This window comes from Arthrobacter sp. Y3223151 (assembly GCF_059091125.1).
The window spans coordinates 1-23,425 of sequence record NZ_JBNHGI010000005.1 but is presented as its reverse complement, the minus strand read 5'-3'; the positions used below and the strand labels follow the sequence as shown (position 1 = coordinate 23,425).

General features: G+C 68.2%; 20 protein-coding genes. 10 read left to right on the top strand and 10 right to left on the bottom strand.

From position 1 onward, the window contains the following. Positions 1 to 8 precede the first annotated feature (8 nt). Positions 9 to 851 carry a DUF3097 domain-containing protein gene (locus AC5RUP_RS09070; RefSeq protein ID WP_494067882.1) on the top strand — a complete coding sequence of 281 codons (843 nt, stop codon included), beginning with the start codon at positions 9 to 11 and terminating at the stop codon, positions 849 to 851. A gap of 109 nt (positions 852 to 960) precedes the next feature. Continuing rightward, complete coding sequence (locus AC5RUP_RS09065) at positions 961 to 1,383, top strand: DUF4870 domain-containing protein (protein WP_494067883.1); 423 nt, start codon at positions 961 to 963, stop codon at positions 1,381 to 1,383. A 46-nt stretch (positions 1,384 to 1,429) separates the two neighbouring features. Here the strand turns inward: AC5RUP_RS09065 and AC5RUP_RS09060 are convergent, their stop codons facing one another. Continuing rightward, on the bottom strand, positions 1,430 to 1,915 hold the full coding sequence (locus AC5RUP_RS09060; protein ID WP_494154554.1) for a DUF4188 domain-containing protein: 486 nt from the start codon (positions 1,913 to 1,915) through the stop codon (positions 1,430 to 1,432). A 55-nt stretch (positions 1,916 to 1,970) separates the two neighbouring features. Between AC5RUP_RS09060 and AC5RUP_RS09055 the strand changes: the two genes are divergently transcribed. Continuing rightward, complete coding sequence (locus tag AC5RUP_RS09055; protein WP_494158478.1) at positions 1,971 to 2,597, top strand: TetR-like C-terminal domain-containing protein; 627 nt, start codon at positions 1,971 to 1,973, stop codon at positions 2,595 to 2,597. Here the strand turns inward: AC5RUP_RS09055 and hemW are convergent. Both hemW and lepA read right to left on the bottom strand, forming a co-directional pair. Further along, positions 2,545 to 3,774 carry a radical SAM family heme chaperone HemW gene (gene hemW / locus AC5RUP_RS09050; protein ID WP_494154757.1) on the bottom strand — a complete coding sequence of 410 codons (1,230 nt, stop codon included), beginning with the start codon at positions 3,772 to 3,774 and terminating at the stop codon, positions 2,545 to 2,547. The genes AC5RUP_RS09055 and hemW overlap by 53 nt on opposite strands. Before the next feature lie 47 nt (positions 3,775 to 3,821). Then, on the bottom strand, positions 3,822 to 5,675 hold the full coding sequence (gene lepA, locus AC5RUP_RS09045; protein WP_493999775.1) for a translation elongation factor 4: 1,854 nt from the start codon (positions 5,673 to 5,675) through the stop codon (positions 3,822 to 3,824). A 266-nt stretch (positions 5,676 to 5,941) separates the two neighbouring features. On the opposite strand from lepA, the gene AC5RUP_RS09040 reads away from it, so the two are divergent. Both AC5RUP_RS09040 and rpsT read left to right on the top strand, forming a co-directional pair. Next, the gene (locus AC5RUP_RS09040) at positions 5,942 to 6,520 is read left to right on the top strand and encodes a type II toxin-antitoxin system PemK/MazF family toxin (protein WP_494154758.1); all 579 of its coding nucleotides are present in this window, start codon (positions 5,942 to 5,944) and stop codon (positions 6,518 to 6,520) included. A gap of 267 nt (positions 6,521 to 6,787) precedes the next feature. Further along, positions 6,788 to 7,048 (top strand): 30S ribosomal protein S20, encoded by a 261-nt coding sequence (rpsT, locus tag AC5RUP_RS09035; protein WP_493978395.1) that lies wholly within the window; start codon positions 6,788 to 6,790, stop codon positions 7,046 to 7,048. A gap of 415 nt (positions 7,049 to 7,463) precedes the next feature. On the opposite strand, the gene holA is transcribed toward rpsT, so the two are convergent. From holA to AC5RUP_RS09020, 3 genes are all read right to left on the bottom strand, one after another. Continuing rightward, a complete protein-coding gene (holA, locus tag AC5RUP_RS09030) occupies positions 7,464 to 8,471 on the bottom strand; it encodes a DNA polymerase III subunit delta (protein ID WP_494154923.1) in 1,008 nt (335 codons plus the stop codon). Between the two features lie 168 nt (positions 8,472 to 8,639). Continuing rightward, positions 8,640 to 10,826 (bottom strand): ComEC/Rec2 family competence protein, encoded by a 2,187-nt coding sequence (locus tag AC5RUP_RS09025; RefSeq protein ID WP_494158477.1) that lies wholly within the window; start codon positions 10,824 to 10,826, stop codon positions 8,640 to 8,642. Between the two features lie 569 nt (positions 10,827 to 11,395). Then, positions 11,396 to 12,190, bottom strand: coding sequence for a ComEA family DNA-binding protein (locus AC5RUP_RS09020; RefSeq protein ID WP_494153916.1), 795 nt, complete (start codon positions 12,188 to 12,190; stop codon positions 11,396 to 11,398). A 253-nt stretch (positions 12,191 to 12,443) separates the two neighbouring features. Between AC5RUP_RS09020 and AC5RUP_RS09015 the strand changes: the two genes are divergently transcribed. The 3 genes from AC5RUP_RS09015 to AC5RUP_RS09005 all read left to right on the top strand — a co-directional run bounded on the left by AC5RUP_RS09015 (position 12,444) and on the right by AC5RUP_RS09005 (position 14,648). Beyond that, the gene (locus AC5RUP_RS09015) at positions 12,444 to 13,019 is read left to right on the top strand and encodes a hypothetical protein (RefSeq protein ID WP_494153915.1); all 576 of its coding nucleotides are present in this window, start codon (positions 12,444 to 12,446) and stop codon (positions 13,017 to 13,019) included. Between the two features lie 214 nt (positions 13,020 to 13,233). Further along, the gene (locus tag AC5RUP_RS09010) at positions 13,234 to 13,788 is read left to right on the top strand and encodes a phosphoribosyltransferase family protein (protein WP_494153914.1); all 555 of its coding nucleotides are present in this window, start codon (positions 13,234 to 13,236) and stop codon (positions 13,786 to 13,788) included. Positions 13,789 to 13,895: 107 nt separating this feature from the next. Next, positions 13,896 to 14,648 carry a hypothetical protein gene (locus tag AC5RUP_RS09005; protein WP_494153913.1) on the top strand — a complete coding sequence of 251 codons (753 nt, stop codon included), beginning with the start codon at positions 13,896 to 13,898 and terminating at the stop codon, positions 14,646 to 14,648. Positions 14,649 to 14,751: 103 nt separating this feature from the next. Here the strand turns inward: AC5RUP_RS09005 and AC5RUP_RS09000 are convergent, their stop codons facing one another. The 4 genes from AC5RUP_RS09000 to glpK form a co-directional block, all read right to left on the bottom strand. Beyond that, a complete protein-coding gene (locus AC5RUP_RS09000) occupies positions 14,752 to 15,336 on the bottom strand; it encodes a hypothetical protein (RefSeq protein WP_494049907.1) in 585 nt (194 codons plus the stop codon). 97 nt (positions 15,337 to 15,433) lie between these two features. After that, entirely contained in the window at positions 15,434 to 16,390 is a 957-nt protein-coding gene (locus tag AC5RUP_RS08995; protein WP_494153912.1) for a DegV family protein, read from the bottom strand. Positions 16,391 to 16,407: 17 nt separating this feature from the next. Continuing rightward, positions 16,408 to 18,897, bottom strand: a complete 2,490-nt coding sequence (leuS, locus tag AC5RUP_RS08990; RefSeq protein ID WP_494153911.1) for a leucine--tRNA ligase — start codon at positions 18,895 to 18,897, stop codon at positions 16,408 to 16,410. A gap of 164 nt (positions 18,898 to 19,061) precedes the next feature. Beyond that, on the bottom strand, positions 19,062 to 20,576 hold the full coding sequence (gene glpK, locus AC5RUP_RS08985; protein WP_494111220.1) for a glycerol kinase GlpK: 1,515 nt from the start codon (positions 20,574 to 20,576) through the stop codon (positions 19,062 to 19,064). Positions 20,577 to 20,757: 181 nt separating this feature from the next. On the opposite strand from glpK, the gene AC5RUP_RS08980 reads away from it, so the two are divergent. Together AC5RUP_RS08980 and AC5RUP_RS08975 are read left to right on the top strand one after the other, a co-directional pair. Beyond that, positions 20,758 to 21,636 (top strand): alpha/beta fold hydrolase, encoded by an 879-nt coding sequence (locus AC5RUP_RS08980; RefSeq protein ID WP_494153910.1) that lies wholly within the window; start codon positions 20,758 to 20,760, stop codon positions 21,634 to 21,636. Then, entirely contained in the window at positions 21,633 to 22,718 is a 1,086-nt protein-coding gene (locus AC5RUP_RS08975) for a glycosyltransferase family 4 protein (RefSeq protein WP_494153909.1), read from the top strand. The genes AC5RUP_RS08980 and AC5RUP_RS08975 overlap by 4 nt, the downstream gene beginning before the upstream one ends. Positions 22,719 to 23,425 lie beyond the last annotated feature (707 nt).

The following is a 23,425-nucleotide window of genomic DNA, read 5'->3' as shown; positions in this document are numbered from 1 at the left end:
TAAAGTTTATGAGCAGCTACGGCTGGGGCCCCCAGGATCTCACCGCCCCCAAGGCCCGGGCACTGCGCGAAATCGGCGCCGAACCGGGACTGGTGCTCGAGGACGCACAGAGCGGGTGGGTGGGCGCCGTCGTCCGGGTGGAGAAGTCCGGCGGTGTGCATCTGGTGTCGCTGGAAGACCGCCGGGGCAAGGTCCGCTCGTTTCCGCTGGGTTTCGGCTTCCTGTTCGAGGGCGAGCCGGTGAAGGTGGTGCCGGCGGCGCCCGCGCAGAAGGCACCCGTCCGGCAACGGACGGCCTCCGGTTCGGTCAAGGTCGAGGGCCAGCGTGCCAGGGTCGCGCGGGCCAGCAGGATCTGGGTCGAAGGCAAGCATGACGCCGAACTCGTGGAAAAGGTCTGGGGAGACGACCTCCGGGTAGAGGGAATCGTGGTCGAACCCCTGCACGGCGTGGACGATTTGGCGGCGGCCGTGGCGGACTTCTCCCCCGGTCCGCAGCGCAGGCTCGGCATTTTGGTGGACCACCTGGTCCCCAACTCCAAGGAGTGGCGGATAGCCGAGGCCGCCATGGCCGTGCCCGCGGCAGCGGGCAACGTACTGATTGTGGGCCACCCCTACGTCGATGTTTGGCAGGCCATCAAACCGGCGGTCATCGGGCGGTCCGCGTGGCCGGTGGTTCCGCGCGGCACCGATTGGAAGACCGGCATCCTCGCCGGCCTCGGCTGGCCGCACCGGACCCAGATCGACATCGCCGACGGCTGGAAGAGGCTGCTGGGCAGTGTCAACACCTATGCCGACCTGGAGCCCAGCCTCCTGGGCCGGGTGGAAGAAGTCATCGATTTCCTGACCGTTTGAGCCGGTCCCGGCCGGCGCCGGCGCTCGCGGAATGCACCGGGTGACGGGGTGGAACGGCTAGGCTAGGAACAGAAGTGAGCCATCAGAAGATTTTCCGAAGGTAGGTCCAGTGTCCGAGAACTCTGCGCGTAAGCAGCAGCCGGAGCGCAAGTCCGCTCCGCGCCAGCAGTACCAGAGCGCGTCGGCGTCCGCTTTGCCCCTGACCCCTTCGGAGGACCGGCAATGGGCCACCATGGCGCACTTCGGCGGCATCCTGGGCTGCTTCCCGTCGCTGGCGATCTACCTGATCTTCAAGGACCGGGGCCCCTTCACCGCCCAGGAGTCCAAAGAGGCACTGAACTTCACCGTTCCGCCCACGGTGGTGGCGATCATTGCGAACCTGCTGATCGTCATCCCGGCGGTCAGCGGGCTCTTTGCCGTCATCGCGGCCTCCATCTGGGTCTTCCTCACGGTCTATTCCGTCATTGCCGGCGTCAAGTGCAACCGCGGCGTTCCCTACCGGTACGCCTACAACCTGCGCCTGTTCCGCTAGCCCTGGCATCCCGCCAGCCCTGCCGCTCCGCCAGACTGCCGGCCTCCTACCCTGCCTGCCGCGCCAACCGCTGGCGGGCGGTGTTCATCCCCGCCGCGATCGGCACGTGGGCGGTCGCCGCGGCCAGGCCGAAGCGCGGCATGTCGCTGTAGACACTCTCCCGGCCCCCCGGCACCGTCTCGTAGGTCTCGTGCCAGACGCCGACGTCCCCGCTGCCGGCCGATTCGCGCATGAACCGCCGCCAGGGTTCCAGGTGCGGCGCCGAGCGGTCGGAGGCGAACCGCTGCAAATGTTCCGGGCTTTTCCAGTAGCTGACCATGATCGTGGTCCGCCCGAACCACTGGTGGAAGCCCAGCAGCCCGGCCTCCGGCGAGGCCGCCAGGTGCGCCAGCATCGCCGGCATCGCCGACGCGGTGCGGGCCACCCTGCCGAGCTTCCACCATCGGTTGGCCCGCATCCCGATGAGGAAGACGGTAACCCGTTCGCCGCCCGGGTCGGCCGTGAACCGTCCTGTGTGTACTTGTTCCGACATGAGCCGATTCCTTTCATAACAGTGTTACAGAACATTGTTATGGAATACTGGGGTCATGGCAAGACCCATAGTCCACGATGATTCGCTGCGCCGCACGCTCCTCGATACTGCCGCGGCCCTGATCGCCCGCGACGGCGCCCCCGCCGTGTCGCTCCGGGCGATCGCGGCGGCGGCCGGGACGTCAACGACGGCGGTGTACTCGCTCTTCGGCGGGAAGGCGGAGCTGCTCACCGCCATCCTCGACGACGGTTTCGCCTCCTTCGCCGCCTCCCAACAGCGCGCCGCTCCCGACGGAATGGAGGCGCTGGGCAGGGCCTATCGGGCGTGGGCCCTCGAGCATCCTGTCCTGTACGGCCTCATGTTCGGCGGTTCATTGGCCAGCCAGGTGCCGTGCCAGCCGACGCCCGGTGCCGCGGAACCGGCGATCGCGCCGCTGTTTGCCGCCGTCGCCGCCGCCCTGCCCGGGGCATCGGACGACGACGTCGCGTCCATGGTCGGCGTGGTGTGGGGCCAGGTCCACGGTCTCGTCTCGCTGGAGCTGGCGGGCGCCCCGGCGGCCGGGTGGAGCTGGGACTCCGCCTACGAGGCGGCCCTGCACCGGATCGGCCGGTCGCTGGAGGCCGGCACGGTCAGTCCTCGAGCAGCCGCCGCACCACGGCATCGGCCAGCAGCCGGCCCTTGAGGGTGAGCCGGATGGTCCCGGCGAAGGCCGCGGCCGGGTCGACCAGGGCGTCGGCGATCAGCCCGGCCACGGCCTTCCGGCCGTTCGGGCCCAGGTCCCGGGTCTGCAGCCCGTCGATGATGCGGGTCTGGAGCATCACGTGTTCCAGCTGGCGGGTGCCGGTGTCCAGCGTTTCGCGGCCGGCTGCCGGAGATACCCCCGTGGCCAGCCGCTGGGCGTACGCCGCGGGGTGCTTCACGTTCCACCACCGGACGCCGCCCACGTGCGAATGTGCGCCCGGACCGGCTCCCCACCAGTCGTCCCCGCGCCAGTAGGCCAGGTTGTGCCGGCAGCGGTCCTCGGGAGTGCGGGCCCAGTTGCTGACCTCGTACCAGCCGAAGCCTGCCGCGCCGAGCCGCGCGTCGGCGATCTCATACTTGGCGGCATGGTCGTCGTCGTCGATGCCGGGCACTTCGCCGCGGCGGATCTGGGCGGCAAGCTTGGTGCCTTCCTCGACGATCAGGGCGTAGGCGGAGATATGGTCCGGCGTGCAGGCGATCGCGGAGTCGAGGCTGGCTTCCCAGTCCGCGATGGATTCGCCCGGCGTGCCGTAGATCAGGTCGAGGCTGACGTTCAGCCCGGCGTCGCGTGCCCACTGCACCGCCTGCGGCACCCGCTCCGGGTCGTGCGTACGGTCGAGCACCCGCAGGACGTGCGGCACGGCCGACTGCATGCCGAAGGACACCCGGGTGAAACCGGCCTCGGCCAGGATCTCCAGCGACTGCGGCGTCACCGAGTCCGGGTTGGCCTCCGTGGTGACCTCGGCGCCCGGCTCCAGACCCCACAGGCCCGCGGCCCTGCGAAGCATCGACGCCAGGTCCGCCGCCGGCAGCAGGGTGGGCGTGCCGCCGCCAAAGAAGACAGTGGCCAGCGGCCGCTCCGGCACGCCGGACTCGCGCAGGACCCGCGCGGCCAGCTCCAGTTCGGTGTTCAGCGTGCCCGAGTACTCATCCTGCGAGGCCCCGGAACCCAGTTCCTTGGCGGTGTAGGTGTTGAAATCGCAGTAGCCGCAGCGCACCCGGCAGAACGGGATGTGGACATACAGGCAGAACACCCGGTCCTCCGCGCCCGCCGCTGCCTGTGCGGGCAGCAGGCCGTCGGCCGGCGCCGGGTCCCCCAGGGGCAGGACGCTAGGCACTGAGGCGCGCCTCCGCCGTCGTCGTTGTTGTCACAAGCACTGCGGAACTACTTCTTTGCCTTGTCCTTGGAGTCATCCGACGACAGCGCGGCGATGAAGGCCTCCTGCGGGACCTCCACGCGGCCGACCATCTTCATCCGCTTCTTGCCTTCCTTCTGCTTCTCCAGCAGCTTGCGCTTACGGGAGATGTCGCCGCCGTAGCACTTCGCCAGCACGTCCTTGCGGATGGCGCGGATGTTTTCGCGCGCGATGATGCGGGAACCGATGGCGGCCTGGATGGGTACCTCGAACTGCTGGCGCGGGATGAGTTCGCGCAGCTTGGAGGTCATCATCACGCCGTAGCTGTAGGCCTTCTCGCGGTGCGTGATGGCGCTGAACGCGTCGACCTGTTCGCCCTGCAGCAGGATATCCACCTTGACCAGGTCGGCCACCTGCTCGCCGTCGGCCTTCCAGTCCAGCGAGGCATAGCCGCGGGTGCGCGACTTGAGGTTGTCGAAGAAGTCGAAGACGATTTCCGCCAGCGGCAGCCGGTAGCGCAGCTCCACGCGGTCCTCGGAGAGGTAGTCCATCCCCTTCATCTCGCCGCGGCGGCCTTGGCAGAGCTCCATGATGGTGCCGACGAACTCGTTGGGCGCGAGGATGGTCGCCGAGACCATCGGCTCCCGGACCTCGGAAACCTTCCCGTCGGGATATTCGCTCGGGTTGGTGACCGTCAGGACCTTCTTGTCCTCCAGCGTGACCTCGTAGACCACGTTGGGGGCCGTGGAGATCAGGTCCAGGTTGAACTCGGCTTCAAGCCGTTCCCGGGTGATTTCCAGGTGCAGCAGCCCGAGGAAGCCGACCCGGAAGCCGAAGCCGAGAGCGGCGGAGGTCTCCGGCTCGTAGATCAGTGCCGCGTCGTTGAGCTTGAGTTTGTCCAGCGCGTCGCGCAGTACCGGATAGTCCGTGCCGTCGATCGGGTAGAGCCCGGAAAAGACCATGGGCTTGGGGTCTGCGTAGCCGCCGAGGGACTCCGCTGCCGGCTTGAGCAGGTTGGTGACGGTGTCGCCGACCTTGGACTGGCGGACGTCCTTCACGCCGGTGATCAGGTAGCCGACCTCCCCGACGCCCAGGCCGTTGGACGGGGTGGGTTCGGGCGAGCTGACTCCGATCTCGAGCAGCTCGTGGCTGGCCCGGGTGGACATCATCTGGATGCGTTCGCGCGGCGAAAGCTTGCCGTCGACCACCCGGACATACGTGACCACACCGCGGTAGGTGTCGTAGACCGAGTCGAAGATCATCGCGCGGGCCGGTGCGTCCGCGTCGCCCGTCGGTGCCGGCAGGTCGCGCACGATCTTGTCCAGCAGCGCTTCGACGCCCACGCCGGTCTTGCCGGAGACCTTTAGCACGTCTTCGGGATCGCCGCCGATCAGGTTCGCCAGCTCGGCCGCGTACTTTTCCGGCTGCGCGGCCGGCAGGTCGATCTTGTTCAGGACCGGGATGATGGTGAGGTCGTTCTCCATCGCCAGGTAGAGGTTGGCCAGCGTCTGGGCCTCGATGCCCTGGGCCGCGTCCACCAGCAGGACCGCGCCTTCGCAGGCTGCCAGCGACCGCGAAACTTCATAGGTGAAGTCCACGTGGCCCGGGGTGTCGATCATGTTCAGGGCGTAACTGACGTCGTCAAGCTCCCACGGCATGCGAACGGCCTGGGACTTGATGGTGATGCCGCGTTCCCGCTCGATGTCCATCCGGTCCAAATACTGGGCCTTCATGTCGCGCGGCTGGACCACGCCGGTGAGCTGGAGCATCCGGTCGGCAAGAGTGGACTTGCCGTGGTCGATGTGGGCGATGATGCAAAAGTTCCTGATGATCGCCGGATCGGTGGCGGCAGGCACCGGCGCGGTGCGGGCCATCGGTGACACAGATGGTTCCTTACTCTCAGACAAGCGGGCTACGGCAATGCGGCCGGGTCGACCAGCACGCTGAATTTGCTCAACTATAAGTGTCCCATGCCGGCCCGTGATCCGCGCACCCGGGCGCGTAGCTGGCGAGATCGCTCATGTGCCGGATCGACGGACCCGCCGCTCTCGCGGTGGTGCCGAAACGGCAGACCCGCCCATATCGCGGCCGTGCCGAAACGGCAGACGCGCCGATTTCCCGCACGTGCCGCCGTCGGTAGCCTAGGGCCATGGCATTTTCCCAGCGCGGCCTCAACCGTCTCCTTCGCTCCGCCGTCCGGGCCGTCCGCGGGCTGTCCGGTGCCGGACACTCGGGAGGTTCCACGCAGCGGCGCGGACCGATGGGCGGCAGGCAGGGCCAGCTTTCAGGAGGCGTGGCCCGCCGCCCGGGCGCGGAAACCGGACCGGGCTCGGCGTATCCGGGCGACTACCGGGGCACGGGGACCATCAGCTACTCCCCCGAGCCCGACGGTGCGCCGGATCCCGGCGAGATCGTCTGGACGTGGGTGCCGTATGAAGAAGACCACACGCGGGGCAAGGACAGGCCCGTCCTGGTCATCGGCTACCACCGCGGCCGCTTGCTGGCGCTCATGCTGACCACACGGGACCGGAACAACGACGGCCGGCGCGACGGCGACTACCTGGATCTGGGCTCCGGCGCTTGGGACGTCCGGGGCCGCCCGAGTGAAGTTAAGCTCGACCGCGTGCTGCAACTGGAGCCGGATCGGGTCCGGCGCGAAGGAGCGGTGCTGCCGCGGGCCTCGTTCGACGAGGTTGCCCGGGCCATGCGCCGCCGCGGCTGGAGCTGATCGGAGGAGCGGCCGGCGGTCCCGGGCTGTGCATCGGCCGGGCCGCGGCGTGTCGGCCGCCCGCAGGCCCGCCGCCGGGGCGCGGCGTGTCGGTCGCGCTCAGATCCGCCGCCCTGAGCGCGGATCTGCTAACATTTATAGCTGTGTGTCCGCGCAGGTCGACGGGCACCTCGGGCCGGTTGCCATTACGGTACCCCACGCCGCTCAGTCAATGACCGGACCGACTGCCCTCAAAAGACCAAGTTCCTCAACAAAGAGAGTTATTTCGTGGCCAATATCAAGTCCCAGAAGAAGCGCATCCTCACCAACGAGAAGGCACGCCAGCGCAACATCTCGGTTCGGTCCGAGCTGAAGACCGCCATCCGCGCCGTGACCGGTGCCGTCCAGTCCGCTGACCAGGACGCCGCCGCCACCGCCCTGGTTGCCGCTAGCCGGAAGCTCGACAAGGCCGTCAGCAAGGGTGTCATCCACAAGAACAACGCCGCGAACCACAAGTCTTCGCTGGCCAAGAAGGTCAACGCGCTCTAAGCAGCGCGTTCCGGCCGAAAGGCCGACCTAAGCCAAGGCCGGAGGCCGCCACCCATTCGGGGAGGCGGCCTCCGGCTTTTGTGCGTCCGGCCGTCCGGCTGCAGACGACGGCCCGCCCGGAGGGTACCTTTGGTTGTCCTCGGGCGCCGGGAGTCTTCAGCGGGGTGGACACAGCCATCCCGCCGCATGCTGTTCTGCCCGACGCGCCGTTCGGGGCCTGGTTCATGGCCGTGCAACCTCGGCAGCCACCCTGGTATTCGCCGGCTCGTGGCTGGCCCGCCGGCAGGGACGTCAGGGGCTGGGTTTCGGCCTGGCGCGGGCAGGCTCAGCCGTTGCGATCACCGGGGGTTTCCTCGGCGGCTACATGGGCAGCCGGGTCCGGGGACACGGCGGAAGAGCCAGGGGCGCCTGAGGTTCAGCGGCGCGCGCTGGTGGCGATTAAGGTAACGGCCCGCTCCACGGCATATTCCGGGTCGCGGCCCTCGCCTTTGACCTGGGCGTCGGTCTCGGCCAAAACCTGGATGCAGCGGGCCAGGGCATCTGATTCCCACAGCCGCGCGTCCCTTCGGGCCTGGTCGAACTGCCACGGCGCCATGCCCAGATCGCGCGCATTGGCCGACGCGCTCTTGACCTTGGCAATCTGGCGCAGCTTCATGGCCAGCACGGCAACGATCGGCACGGGATCCACCCCGGTGGCCAGGGCGTGCCGGAGGGACGACAGCGCGGCCGCGCCGCGGCCGGATATGGCCGCATCCGCGACTTTGAATCCGGTGGCCTCGACCCGCCCGCCGTAGTACTTCTCGACCGTCTCTTCGGTGACCGCACTCTCGGCGTCGGAAATCAATTGCGAACAGGCGGCTGCCAGGTCCGGAAGGGACGAGCCGACGGCGGCCACCAGGGCCTGGGCCGCGGCGGGTTCGATGGCCCGGCGGGCCGACTTGAACTCCTGCCGGACGAAGTCCAGTTTTTCGGAGTCCTTCTTCATGGCCTGGCAGTCGACCACGGGGGCACCGGAAGCCTTGACCGCGTCCAGCAGTTTCTTGCCGCGGGTTCCGCCCCCGTGGTGCAGGACGAGCCAGACGTCCTCGGCCGGTGCCGCCACATAGGCCAGCAGGTCCGTGAGGAACTCGTCGTTCATCTGCGCCAGCGACGACGCCTCGATGAGTTTCGCTTCTCCGAAGAGGCTGGGGCTGGCCAGCATGGTGAGCTCGCCGGTGGTGTAGGCGGAGGCATCGAGCTGGACCAGCTCGAGGTCCGGGTGCCGGCCGCGCAGGAGGCCCCGGATGCGTTCCTTGGCCCGGTGGGCCAAGTACTCTTCCGGACCGCTGACGAGCACGACGGCGGCCGGCTCGACGTCACGCCAGGAGACGGTGACGGCACTCTTCTTGGCGGCCGAAGAGCGGGATCCGGGTGGCGGGTTCACGGCAGTTTCCTCCTTGTTCAGGTCAAGAGTTTCACGATCCGGGCCTTTTGCCCAAAGTAGTTGCCCGCTGCCGCCTGGCCGGGTCTCCGCTACCCGCTTGGCTCAGTTCTCGTTACCCACTTGGCACAGTTCTCCCCTGCCCGGCCGGCTCGGGCCTCCGCTGCCCGGCTAGCGGTTGGCACGGACGGACAATTCCCGGTCGCCGACGTCCACGAGAACCGTTCCCAGCTCGTCGGTCCTGAGGACGTGCGCGCCGGCTGCTTGGAGCGCCGCCAGGATTTCGCCCGCCGGATGGCCGTAATCGTTGCCGGCGCCCACGGAGATCAGGGCCGCGGCCGGACGCAGCGCGGTGATAAGTTCGGTTCCCCCGTTCCGTGCGCCGTGATGGCTGACCTTGAGCACGTCGACTGCGAAGTCCGGGCCCAACCGGCGCATCAGGGCCGGCAATTGCTCCTCCTCCAGGTCGCCGGTCAGCAGCATCCGCGTCGATCCCCCGGCAGGCGACGGCAGCGTGAGGTCGAGGACTATGCTCACGTCGTTTTCGGACAGGCCGCCCCCGCCCTCCACCGGCCAGTGCACCGCCCAGGCAACTGCTCCGGACGAGCCGGAAAGGCCCGCAAAGGCACGCTCGGCCTGCAGCCGCTGGCCCTCAAGCGTGGCCAGCACGGAAGCCGGTGGCGCTAACTCCGCGCTCGAGTACAGCACCCGCGCTGTCTGCCGTCCCGCAACGGCTCCCGCGAGTCCGCCATAGTGGTCAAAATGCATGTGCGTCAGCACCAGCAGGTCGATCCTTTCCACGCCGAGTCCGTCAAGGCACCGGTCCATCGCCTCCGGGTCGGGTCCGGTATCCACCACGATCGCGCTGCCCTCGCCCGTCCGCACCACCAGGCCATCACCCTGTCCCACGTCGCAGGCCGCCACGTCCCACTCCCCCGCCGGTGCCGGCCGCAGCAGCGCACCCGCCAGCGCCCCTGCCGCGAGCCCGGGCAGGGCCGTCCAACAGATCAGCTTGAGCAACGTAGGGCGCATGCCGGAAGCGAAGCCGCGCCCCCGCAACTCAGACCCGGCGTCGTCGGACCCAAGGTGTTGCTCCTGCGGAGCCCGCCGCCTGTCCGCGGCCCGCAATCCCCACAGGAGCGCCAAACCGGCACCCGCCGCTCCGGCGGCACCCAGCGGGCCACCCGCCCACGGCAGCGCGGCCATGGGCAATTCGGAGAACCAGCGGGCGACCCCTGCGATCCACAAGGTCATCCAGCCCGCGGCATGCAGCACCGCGGCGCCCGGTCCTGGCAACAGCGGCAGCAGTCCCGTCCCGATCATCCCGGCGACCGTGATGAAGGGGACCAGCGGACCTGCAGCCACGTTGGCGGGGACTGCATACAAGGCCAGTTCGGGCTGGAGCTGGACAATGACCGGGGCACAGAAAACCTGCGCCGCCAGCGGCATGGCGACCGCGTGCGCCAGCGGGACCGGCAGGAAGCGCTGCAGGCGGCGGGAGCACACGGTCCCCAGCAGCACGAGGGAGAGGGTTGCCAACACCGAGAGCACGAAGCTGTAGCTGGCCGCCAGCCACGGATCGACGATCAGCAACACCAGCACCGCAACGGCCAGGAAGGACAGCGCTGCCCTGCGCCTTCCGCTCAGTACCGCAACCACTCCCAGCGAACCCATCACCGCCGCCCGCAGCACGCTGGGCTCCGGCCGGACCAGCAGCACGAACCCGGCGAGACCAACAAGGCCCGCAACTGCCTTCGCCCACCGGGGCAGGCGGACCGCCGATCCGAGCAGGTAGATGAAGGCCAGCGCATACGAAACATTGGCGCCGCTGACGGTGAGAAGGTGCGTCAGCCCGGTGCGCCGCATGGCCTCCTCGAGGTCCGCACCCTGGTGTTCCTTGTCCCCCAGCACCATCCCGGGAAGGAGCCCCCGGGCGTCGGGTGGCAATCCCGCCAGCGCCGCCACGAACTGGCCGCGCAGGGCCGAGACCCACGCGTTTAGGGGCGGTGCCGAGCGCTCCGACGGGGCGATGGCTGCTATCAGCAGGGCGTCGACGGCCTGGCCCGGGTCCGCCCGGACGAGCTTGCCGGAGGTCCGCAGCCGCTCGCCGAACCGCACGTGGGACCACTCGGCACCGCCGAGGACCAGCACTGGCGTGTCGGCCTCGAACCGCACGCGGTCGGCCGTGGCCTCGACGATAGTCGCGGTCAGGTGGAAACGCGGCCCGCTGCCAAACTGCCGCGGCGCCTTCACTTCCGCGGCGTCCCCGGTCGCCACCAGGCGGGCCGTGATGGTCTGCTCGCCCGTGATGGCCGTCCCGATCGGGCCCGCCAGCCGCTCCGCCTGCTGCAGCCCCACCGTCAGTGCCAGCAGCCCGGTGCAACTGCACAGCGCAACGACGACGGCAATGCCTCCCGCGCCGCCGCCGCGCCGAGGTCGGACGCGGGATTGAGGCGAGTGCCCCTGCTGCCGGGCCCGTGGGTGGTGCCGGCTTCCCTCCCGGGGCGACCGTGGCTGAGGCGGGCCTTCCCGGGGCCGGGCCCGGTGGTCGCGTGCCAACAGGCTGGCCGGCCGAGGCAGGAGCCGGACCGGCCGCAGCGGTAATAGCAAACGGGCGGCCGCTGCACAGGCGGTTCCCAACAGCACGCCCGCGCTCAGCAGGGCCACCCCCGGCGGCGCGTGGGGCAGCGCCAGTGCAGCTGCCCAGCATGCCGCCGCGACGAGCCCCAATCGAAGATCCAGGCGCCGGCCGCCGGCCTCCGCAGCAGCGGCCTCAGCGGCCGCGGGATCTGGCTTGACGTGGCGCAGCAACAGACGGCCCAGGTCGCTGCGCCGTCTGGGCTGCTGTCCTCCCTCATTCTGGTCCAGCCCGGCGACAGAAGGACGTCTGGCCGCATCCGCGTACCGCTGCCAGCGCGGCGGGCGGCTCATACCGACACCAGCTCCACCAGCGCCTCCAGCATGACCGGCCCGATGCCGGGCACTGCATCAAGATCCGATGGCTGCCCGTACGGGCCGTGCTGCTCGCGGAACTCGACAATCCGGGCGGCAAGAACCGGTCCTACCCGGGGCAGCTCGAGGAGCTCCTCGGCCGTCGCCGTATTGATGTTGATCTTGCCAGCCGGACCCTCACCGGCACCGCCCCCGCCGGGTTTAGCTTCCCCGCCGCCGGAGCCCCCACCGGCACCGCCGCCACCTCCCGAACCGGCCGCCGGTTGTGGCGGCCCGGGCGCATCCGGCGTGGGCACGTAGACCTGCTGTCCGTCGGTCAGCGGCGCCGCGAGGTTCAGCGCCTCGAGCTGGGCCTTCTTCGTCGCACCCCCGGCCGCGTCGATGGCCTCGAACACCCTGGAGCCGTCGGCCAGCCGAACGATCCCCGGCGAGGCAACGGCCCCGGCCACATGGACGATGATGTCGAGGCCGCCGCCTGACGGTGCGCCCGCGGTCTCCGTACCGTCCTCGCCGGCGGCGGAGGGCTCCCCTTCCCTTTCCTCGTCGGCAGACGGGCCGGCAGCCGGCTCGGACGCCAGCGGGATGCTATCGAGGATGGGAGCAGCCGAGCGACTCACATCTGCGGTGGCCAGCGAAACAAGTCCATAGCCCAGGCACAGACCGGCTACCACGAATGCGGCCCCGAGGGCTATGCGGAAGCGCGGAATTCGCCGCGGCTGCGACGCGATGCCGCCGCGGGCGGTTGACGGAAGCCAGCGGTGTCGGCCCATGCGGCAACACTAGGTCGGCGGTGCTGCGGCCCCGCCGTGCAGCAAACTGTCGTGGACAGCGGCTCCGGCGGCGCCGTCTGTGGAGGAAAGGAATACGCAGCTTCAGGATGGCCGCTGCGGTCCGGACACCTCCGCGGGGACGCCTGTCCTGACACCGACGCCCGCTAGTCTCTGCTTCCCCCCTGTTTGACCGACGAGACACGCATGTACCTCTTGACGCGTATTGTCTGTTCGGAAGAAATCAGAAATCTGCATGGACAATCAAATCTCCAGCAATACTGAGTGCATGGGAAACGATCGCCACCGACTAAGTGTCGAAACTGCTACCTCGCACTACATGGAATTTCCCACAGGACGAGAGCACCCGCTGGACTTCCTCGGATTCCTGGTTGACGGTCGGCCCCTAAAGGACCTGCTGAGAATTCCAGAAGACGCGGCGCGGCCGGAACAGGAAACCACGGCACTACGTGATGATTGGTCACCGAAGGCTGCATTGGAGTTCTTAGACCGACTGCTGGGACATATGCCGGGTGACTTCGACGACGGGCGTATTGCGCTCCTGCTCTGTCCGGTCTGCGGCGATCTATGGTGCGGCACGATAAGCATGGAACTGTCGCAGACGCCCCAGACAATCACATGGCAGAGATTCGGCTGGCAGGCCGCTGACGACGAGCCTTGGATCTTCCCGGGCCAGTCCTTCACCTTTGAACGGACCGAATACGAAAACCTTCTGCAGGATCTTCGGGGGCACTATGAAGAGCGAGCTTCCCGGCCTACGCCGCTCAAAGGTTTTCGACGCTTATTCGCGCCCCGCACGGACCGAAAATAGCGGACATACTGGCCGTAGCCCGTCGACTTCGGGCGTGAAGCAGGAGGTTACCCAAGATAACAAGCCCCCGGATTCGTTCCGAAGTCCCCAAGGGACCGCGGCGGCAGGCCAAGCAACGGGGCATTCTCAGCGCTTTCGCACTCCCACTGGTGGCATGGTTCCAGCTAGGCATGGGGATGCCTGCGAAACGGTCTTGGATATTAGGATTCAGCCCATGGCCGCGAAACCTAGAGCACTCCGACAGCGTATGGCGGAGCTATTCGAGTGGAAAACGACCCGCTCAATCAACCAAAACTACTTCAATCTTTTTAGTTGGTGGCGGGAGCCAGAGGTTTTGGCCGGCATAGGCGAACTGCTCGCCGAACCTTTCCGCGCAGCCGCTCCCACCGTTGTCATTGGCCCGTCCGCCAGCGGGTACCTGACAGGGGCACTGACTGCGTCGACTCTGGGCGTCGGGTTCTGTCCAGTGCCAAAAGACGCAGCCCCAACCTTCGACAGCGATCCCTGGGTCACAGTCACGAGCCAGCCCGACTATAAAGACCGCCACCTTCAACTTGGGCTCCCCAAAGGCCTCATCAGATCCGGAGACCGCGTCCTTGACGTGGACGATTTGGTCGATACAGGCGGTCAGCTCTTGGCGCTCCAACGACTCACCCACGAAATTGGCGCGACGTGGGTTGAAGCATCGGTTCTTATCGACAACCTCAAAGAAAGCCAACCCCTGCGCCAGTTGAACCTCAAGTCTGTCTTCCACGTTCGAGACTTCTGATCAATCCTGCGAACACCCGTATGCTGCCGCGTCGTGATGTGTGCGGCGTGCAGGATGGGCGGCAGAGCGGGCGGGGTATCTACCGCCCGCTCTGCAATACTGCAGGCATGGAAACCCTGATGCATCGGCGGGCTTGGCTTGACGATGTGGCGGCTCCAGGCCGCCCCTGGGTAGTAGCCGCTGTTGCTGTCGCAGCCATTGGCATGCTGTTGCTCCTCTTTGAGCTGGCGACCCGGCCTGATGCTGAGCTGTTGCCTGGGTACTTGATCGTGTACGCAGTGATTGGGGTGTTCATTTACGGTCCTGGTCGCAGAGATGTCACTTGGGGCCGCGTCTTGGCATTCGTTCTGCCCGGTTTGTTGATGGTGGCGCTGTGGGTGCTGGGCACCGGCTACTGGGGCGGGCTTTGGTTGCTGGGCCTGCCGGCCTGGGCCATTGTCTGCCGGCGTTGGGACAATTACGGCGGGACGCAGCGGGTGGCAAAGCTGGCACTTTTCGTGGTGCTCCTGGCGGCGTCGTCGCTGTTCTTCGTCTTTTACGGGCTCTACCCGTTTCTCGGTACCGCCCTACTCGCCATGGTGCCGCTAGTACCGCTGGCACACTTCACCGCATCGCCTGCTTACAGGCAGCGGCTCCTGCGAGCCGCCGTCGAGTTCCTGCTCTCCTGCGCGGTCGTTGCAGTGGCGCTGACGCTGCCGGAGCTCGGATGGGCTTCGCCGCGGGGCTTCGCCGGCGCGGCGGTGCTGGCAGGGCTGTTGATGGCAGCGTGGTCCGGCCGGCGCTCGGTCGCAGTAAAGCCGGGCCTAGGTACTCCTGAAGCTGGTGTCACGTTGAGCAACAAATTTTCCGGTACCTGTTAGAGATGATGGCCCCGTCATGGCTATCTACAAACTGGAGCAGCTCGCTTAGGCCTGGCATCACCGCCGGCTTCGCGCGGCGTGACTCGACCACGGTCGTGAGCGTTCAATCGCCATCGTTTGTTCCGTAGACGAGCCTGCGCAAGGAGTCGAGGCTCATCTCATCAGCTGCCACTTCCACTTCGCCGTCCCTCGTTCGGATACTGACCACGCGCTGGTTCCTTCGGAGCTCCTTTCGCGTAGACGGAGGCAGCACCCGTTGCTCGGGCGGTGACTGGACTTCGAGGATTCGAGGCGCTCCGATGACTTGGTCGAGGCCAAAGGGTTCAATGACGTTTTGCTCTCTGAACACGATGGTCCTTGGTTTGAGCTGTGCCGACCCGTGTGCCCAGCGGTCGCGCAGTGACCCGGGCACAGCATTTGGATAGCGAAGGAGGCAATCGATGATCCCGTGTTCTTCGATATCCACGGTCAGACGCTTGCGTTTGTCGCGTCTCACGCCGACCAGCAGCAGGACCTCGACGAGGACGACTGCCCCGAGGCTGGTGAGGATCCGGGCGCCAAAGTCCGCATTCGGCAGCAGGATATTTGCAGGCAGCAAAGCCGCCATGGGCAGCCACCACATGGCGTGATCAGAGATGCGCTCCAGTTTGCTCTTCGGAGCGCGTGTCGGTACTTCGGGCGCGGCCATGCTTCATTGTCGTCCCTACGCCTTTGGAATTACTGGCACACGAGTATCGATATGGAAGTTGTGCCGCAGGTAAGCAAAAGGTTGTTCCCCGGAACGACTAGTCCAGGGGCGGCGTCGGCGGACCGACGACCACCGCGACGACGCCCAGGCCGGTGTGGGCGGCCAGGACCGAGGGTACCGGAGTCAGCAGGACCTCGTCGCTCAGGTACTGCTGCAGGGTTTCAGCGATGGCCCGGCTCTCGGTTTCGTTGCCGAAGTAGTGCACGGCAACCCGGGGTTCGTAGTCGAGCTCCTCGATCCGGCGCACCACCAGCTGCTGCAGCCGGGCCTGGGCGCGGGCAGCGGTGCGCACCTTATCCAGCGGCAGGATGGCACCGTCGCGGATGGCCAGCAGCGGCTTGATCGCCAGCAGGGTGCCGAGCAGGCCGGAGGCGGCGGAAATCCGGCCGCCGCGGCGCAGCTGGTCCAGGCTGGGCACGTAGAAAAACACGTCCGAACACACGGCGGCCGCCTTGGCCCGCTCCGTCACGGCCTGCCGGTCGAGACCGCTCTGCGCGGCGATGACGGCATCGATGACGGCAAATCCTTCACCGAGCGCGGCGCTGCGCGTGTCCACCACTTCAACCGGGATGCCCACGCCGTCGGCCGCCAGGCCCGCCGCTTCGATCGTGCCGGAGAGCTCGGCCGAGAGGTGGATGGAAACGATCGCGTCGAAGCCCAGGTCTTCGAGCTCTCGGTAGGTCCGCTCCAGAAGGCCCGGCGACGGGCGCGACGTCTTGATGTCGCGCCCCTCGGCGAGCCCGACCGCCAGGGCGGACGCGACGTCGTCGACGCCTTCCCCGTAGATCTGGCCGGAGATCATGACCGGCATCGGCACCACCCGCAGCCAGTCCGCGGTGTCCGGCTGATTGACCCAGTCCGCGGGCAGCGAAGCGGCCGAATCCGTGACGACGGCGACCCGGTGCCGCGGCGGCTGCCCGGGCCGGGCAGGCGCCTGCTGCTGCTGATGCAGCAGCTGCTTGGACCGCTGTACGAGGTGCTCGAGCCAATTCATCGGGGCCGGGCCGCCGGTCAGGCCGGCACGATGTTGACCAGCTTCGGCGCGCGCACAATCACCTTGCGCACTCCGCGGCCGTCAAGGGTCCGGATGATCTGCGGCGAGGCCAGGGCGAGCTTTTCCAGCTCGTCCGCGTCGACGTCGGCTGCCACCTCCAGCCGGTCGCGCACCTTCCCGGCTACCTGCACCACGGCCGTGACCGTGTCCTGCACCAGCAGGGACTGGTCCACGGCCGGCCAGGACGCCTTGACGACGGACGGTTCGTGGCCCAGCCGGGCCCAGAGGTCCTCCGCGGTGTAGGGGGCAAACAGGCTCAGGATGATGGCCACGGCCTCGGTGGCCTCGCGGACGGCCGGGTCGGCGGCACCGGGTCCGGCGTCGATGGCCTTGCGGGTGGCGTTGACCAGCTCCATCAGCCGGGCGATGACCACGTTGAACTTGCCGGCATCGAGCAGTTCCGCCGCGTCGGCAACGGTCCGGTGGGTGACAGAGCGCAGGGCGCGGTCGCCGTCGTCGTACTCCGTGCCCGGAGCGGAGGCGACGTCCTGTCCCAGCCGCCAGGCCCGGGCCAGGAACTTGGCCGAGCCGGAGGGCGAGACGTCCGCCCAGTCCACGTCGTCTTCGGGCGGGGAGGCGAAGATCATGGTCAGTCGCACGGCATCCACGCCGAACTTGTCCAACTGCTCGCCCAGGTCCACGCCGTTGCCCAGCGACTTGCTCATCGCCTTGCCGCCGTTGAGCACCTGGCCCTGGTTCAACAGCGCGCGGAACGGCTCGTCGAAGTCGATTAGGCCCATGTCCTTGAGCACCTTGGTGAAGAACCGGCTGTAGAGCAGGTGCAGGATGGCGTGCTCCACGCCGCCGACGTACTGGTCCACCGGCAGCCAGCGAGCCGCGGCGTCCTTCTCGAACGGGCCCTCGGCGTAGTCCGGGGAGGCGAAGCGCAGGTAGTACCAGGACGAATCCACGAAGGTGTCCATGGTGTCGGTGTCCCGGCGGGCGGCCTTGCCGCAATTCGGGCAGTCGGTGTTGACCCAGTCCGCGGCGGAGGCCAGCGGCGAGGTGCCCTTGGGCGACAGGGCTTCGCCGCGCAGGTCGTCGGGCAGCCGCACGGGCAGCTGGTCATCGGGAACCGGGACCTCGCCGCACTCGTCGCAGTGGACGATCGGGATCGGCGCGCCCCAGAACCGCTGCCGGGACAGCAGCCAGTCGCGCAGCCGGAAGTTCACGGTCTTCTCGCCGGTGCCGGCCGCCTCCACCAGGTCGATGGCGCGGGCGATGGCCTCGGTCTTGGACAGGCCGTCCAGCTCGCCGGAATTGATCAGGGTGCCTTCGCCGCTGGTGGCGATCCCGGTCTCGGCCGGGTCCCCTTCCCCGGTGTCGACGACGGCGCGGACCGGCAGGTCGAAGGCCCTCGCGAAGTCGAGGTCGCGCTGGTCGTGCGCCGGGACGGCCATGATGGCGCCGGTCCCGTAGTCGGCCAGCACGTAGTCGGCGGCCCAGACCGGCAGCTTTTCGCCGTTGAGCGGGTTGATCGCGTAGCGGCCCAGGAACACGCCGGTCTTTTCGCGTTCGGTGGACTGGCGCTCGATGTCGGAGAGTGCCTTGATCTGCTCCCGGTAGGCCATCAGCGCATCGTGATGCTCCGGGGCCACCAGGTCCAGCGCCAGGTGCGCGTCGGCCGCGACCACGAAGAAGGTGGCGCCGTTCAGCGTGTCCGGGCGAGTGGTGAAGACCGTGACGTCCTGGGCCGGGCGTCCGCCCGCCTCCTCCACCGTGAACCGGACGTGCGCGCCCTCGGAGCGGCCGATCCAGTTGCGCTGCATCGCCAGCACGCGCTCCGGCCAGTGGCCCTTGAGCTCGTCCATGTCGTCCAGCAGGCGGTCGGCGTAATCGGTGATCTTGAAGTACCACTGGTTCAGGCTCTTCTTGGTCACGGGGGTGCCGCAGCGTTCACAGGCCCCGTTGACCACCTGTTCGTTGGCCAGCACGGTCAGGTCCTTCGGGCACCAGTTGACCGGGGAGTTCTTGCGGTAGGCCAGGCCGCGCTCGTAGAACCGCAGGAACAGCCACTGGGTCCAGCGGTAGTACTCCGGGTCGGAGGTGTGCAGCCGGCGCGACCAGTCGGCGCTGATCGCGTAACGCTTGAAGGACGCCGCCTGGGTGTCGATGTTGGCGTAGGTCCACTCGCTGGGGTGGGCGTTGCGCTTGATCGCGGCGTTCTCGGCCGGCAGGCCGAAGGAGTCCCATCCGATCGGGTGCAGGACGTCGTAGCCCTTCAGCCGCCAGTAGCGTGCCACGACGTCGCCCATGGCGAAGGCTTCGGCGTGGCCCATGTGCAGGTCGCCGGAGGGGTAGGGGAACATGTCCAGCACGTAGCGGCGTTCGCGGGAACCGTCGTCGGCGGGAGCGAAGACATCAAGTTCCTCCCACACGGCCGGCCACTTGGCCTCCATGGCGGAGAAACTGTACTCGTGCTGTTCCGTTCCCGGCTGCGTACTCACTGTGCTTGCCTCGTCCTCTTGTCTGTACTGCGCACTGGCCTGACTCCCCTAGACACACAAAAGCCCCTCGGCATCGGAGGGGCGGGCCGCTGAAGCAGGGCCTGGGCCCCGCGGCAGCGGCTAGCTAAGGAGCAGTGCGAACATGGGACCACTTTACCGCACGTTCACAGGACATCGTCGTCGACCCAGTCGAAGGTCCGGGTGACCGCTTTCTTCCACAAACGCAGCCTGCGTTCCCGCTCTTCCGCCGGCATCTGCGGCTCCCACACCTTGTCCTGCTCCCAGTTCCGGGACAGCTGGTCCGTGTCCTCCCAGAATCCGACGGCGAGGCCCGCGGCGTAGGCCGCTCCCAGCGCCGTCGTCTCGGTGACCCGCGGCCGCATGACGGGCACGCCCAGGATGTCCGCCTGGAACTGCATCAGCGCATCGTTGGCGACCATCCCGCCGTCGACCTTGAGGCCGGTCAGCGGCACCGCGGCGTCGGCGTTCACCGCGTCCAGGACTTCCCGGGTCTGGAAGGCCGTGGCCTCCAGCGCGGCCCGGGCAATGTGCGCCTTGGTCACGAAGCGGGTCAGGCCGACCAGCGCACCCCGCGCGTCCTGCCGCCAGTACGGGGCGAACAGGCCGGAGAACGCCGGCACGAAGTAACAGCCGCCGGTGTCCTCGACCGTGCCCGCCAGTTGCTCCGCCTCCTGCGCGGACGAGATCAGGCCCAGGTTGTCGCGCAGCCACTGGATCAGCGACCCTGCGACGGCGATCGACCCCTCCAGCACATAGTGCGGCGCCGCCTTGCCCAACTGGTAGCCCACGGAAGTGAGCAGGCCGTGCGACGACCTGACGATCTCCTCGCCCGTGTTGACCAGCACGAAGCACCCGGTGCCGTACGTGTTCTTGGCCTCGCCGGGGTTGAAGGCCGCCTGCCCGAACGTGGCCGCCTGCTGGTCGCCGAGGATGCCCGCGACCGGGACGTGCCGCAGCAGCTGAGAGCCATGCACGGTCGCATAGGGTTCGGACGAGGAGCGGATCTCCGGCAGCATCGCGGCCGGCACGCCGAAGGCGTCCAGGATCTCCCGGTCCCACTGCAGCGTGCGCAGGTCCATGAACAGGGTGCGGGAGGCGTTGGTCACGTCGGTGGCGTGCGTGCCGCCGTCCGGCCCGCCGGTCAGGTTCCACAGCACCCAGCTGTCGGTGGTGCCGAACAGCAGCTCGCCGGCCTCGGCCCGTTCCCGCGCCCCGTCCACGTTGCGCAGGATCCAGGCCAGCTTGGTTCCGGCGAAGTAGGGCGCCAGCGGCAGCCCGGTCTGCTCGCGGAAGCGGTCCACCCCGCCGTCGGCGGCCAGTTCGTCGCAGATCTGCTGCGTGCGCACGTCCTGCCAGACGATCGCGTTGTACACCGGCCGGCCGGTGCTCTTCTCCCACACCACCGTGGTTTCGCGCTGGTTGGTGATGCCGACGGCGGCGATGTCGTGCCGGGTCAGGCTGGCCCGGGACAGCGCCGTGCCCACCACCTCGCGGGTGTTGTCCCAGATTTCAACCGGGTCGTGTTCCACCCAGCCCGGCTGCGGGAAAATTTGCCGGTGCTCGCGCTGGCCGGTGGAGACCGGCGTGCCGGCGTGGTCGAAAATAATCGCGCGCGTGGAGGTGGTTCCCTGGTCGATCGCCAGCACGAACTCCGCCATCTGTGTCCTCCACGCTCGGGTCCGGGCTTCCGTGCCCGGCTGCTGTTGAACCTAACCGGCGGCGCACGCCAGCGTCAATCGAGCGGGCCCGGCGGCTGCGCAGGCAACATCGGCCGCGCTGCGCGGCATCGCGCCCGGGGGTCGGTAGAGTCGAAGGCATGAAATCAGGAGGGACCCCGGCGTGACCGCCGTCGCCGACCGTGCGGTGCGCCGCGAAATTCTGCTCGACGGCGCCCGGGTGCGCTACTGGGAATATCCTGCGGACGACGACGGCGCGCCCACCGTCCTTGTCATCCACGGCTTCCGCGGCGATCACCACGGGTTGGAACTGGTGGTGGGCCGGCTGCCCGGCTACCGGGTGATCGCCCCGGACCTTCCCGGCTTCGGCGAATCGGAGCCGCTGGCTGCGGGCGCCCACGATATCGAGGGTTACACCCGGTTCCTGCACGCCCTGGCCGGCGAACTTAACCTGGGCCCGGACACCTACGTCCTGGGACACTCCTTCGGGTCCATCGTGGTCAGCCACTACCTGGCGGCGCATCCTGGCAGCTTCCGGGCCGCCGTCCTGGTCAACCCGATCAGCGAGCCCGCGCTGCAGGGCCCCAAGGCGATCCCCTCCCAGCTCGCCGGGTTCTACTACTTCGCCGGGGCCAGGCTGCCCGAGCGGCTGGGCCTCTGGCTGCTGCGCCACCGGCTGATCGTCCGGGGCATGAGCGTCATGATGGCGAAGACCCGCGACCCGCAGCTGCGTTCCTACATCCACGGGCAGCACGACGCCTACTTCAGCGCGTTCGCGAACCGGCAGGTGGTGCTGGAGGCCTTCCGGGCGTCCATCTCCGCCGACGTCGCGCAGGTCGCCGGCCTGCTGGAGCTTCCGGTCCTCCTGATCGCCGGCGAACGGGACGACATCGGTTCCGTGGCGAGCCAGCGCAGGCTCGCGGCGATGATCCCGGACTCCCGGCTGGAGGTGATCCCCGCCGTCGGGCATTTGATCCATTACGAAACCCCGGCAGCGGCCGCCGCCCTCATCCGGGACTTCATCGACGGAATGAGTGCATGAAACTCCTGATTGACGCCCGGTTCACGCGCACCGACCAACTGGACGGCATCAGCCGGTACGGCGCCAGCCTCATCGAAGCCGCGTCCCGGCTGGCGGACGTGAGCATGCTGATCAACGACGAGCGGCAACTGCAGTTCCTGCCCGACGTGCCTTGGGTCAAGATCAACAGCCCGCTCTCCCCCGCCGAACTCTTCGTGGCGCGCCGCGTGAACAAGTTGGGCGCCGACGTCGTCGTTTGCCCGATGCAGACCATGGGCAGCTTCGGCCGCAAATACGGGCTTATCCTGACGCTGCACGACCTGATCTACTACTCCCACCCCAAACCGCCGGGCTTCCTGCCCAAGCCGGTGCAGTGGCTCTGGCGGCTTTACCACAAGGCCTACTGGCCGCAGCGCCTCTTGTTGAACCGTGCGGACACGGTCGCCACCATCAGCCACACCACGCGGGCGTTGATGGGACGGCACCGGCTCACCCGCAGGCCGATCCGGATTGTTTCCAACGCCGCCCAGCCGCAGGGAGCGCCGCGCGATCCCGCGGGCGGCCGCGACAAGACCCTGCTCTACATGGGCTCGTTCATGCCGTACAAGAACGTTGAAACCATCATTGACGCCATGGCGCTGCTGCCGGACTACCGGCTCCATCTGCTCAGCCCGGTGCGTCCGGATCGGCAGGCCGAGCTGGCGGCGCGTGCCGTCGACTCTCGCCGGCTGGTCTTCCACAACGGGATTTCCGACGACGGGTACCAGCAGCTGCTGCAGCGGGCCACGGCGCTGGTCACGCTCTCCCGTGACGAGGGCTTCGGCCTGCCGCTGATCGAGGCCATGGCCGCCGGAACGCCGGTGATCGCCAGCGACATCCCCATCTTCCGGGAGGTCGGTGGCGGCGCCGTCACGCTCGTGGACCCGGACGAGCCCGCCGACTTCGCGGCGGCCGTGGCAGCGCTCGACCAGCCCGGTGCCTTCCGCGCGGCGTCGGAGGCCAGCATCCGCAGAGCGGCGGCCTACGACTGGAACGAGTCGGCCAAGCAGCTGGTCGCTGCCGCCGAGGAAGTGATCGAACGACGGCGGGGCCGGTCGCGCTAGTTGCTGGCTGGCAGCCGACGAAGTGCTGGAACAACGCCGGGCCGGTTCCGGTAGTTGGTGGCCGCAAGCCGAGGAGAAGCCGGTGGATGTCGTCCCGGACGCGCCTGATCGACACCTCGAGTCATTTCTTCTTCCCACACGCGCAAGCGGTTGGAGCTGCTGGCGGCGGACTTCCACCTCAATGTGGCGCTGACGGTCAGGGCCACTCCACTAATTGCCGTGCTGCCGGCAGCGGCAGCGAGGGCGCGTCCTCCGAAACTGTCAGTGGCGGCGGATAGTCTGTTTTCAGTAGCAGTTCAGCACCATCGTTGGCCGCCGGGCAGTGGGTTTGTCGGTGGCGTCTGCGGATCCGTCCAGGGTTCGTGACCGCTCGTAGTCGAGGCCATGCAGTACGCATGCTGAAGATTGAGACGCTGAGATGTTTGATCCGGCCATACCCGAACCTCCCGCCGCGGCAGCGCTTGCGCCAGTATCGTCTGCCGGCAGCGGTTCGAGGCGGGACCCCGGACCGGCCGCGGCACCGGTCGGTTCTGCCGCGGTTCGCGCGGCGGCTGCCGCCCTCGAGTGCATCGACCTGTGCGCGCCGGAGCGTGAACTGGTGGAGGAGCTTACGGCGTTGGAGGGTTTGAAGGCTGCCGCCGCGGCCGCGCAGGCCAGGGTGCAGGTCGCGTTGGAGGACTCGGTGCGTGCCCGCCGTGTCGCCGCCG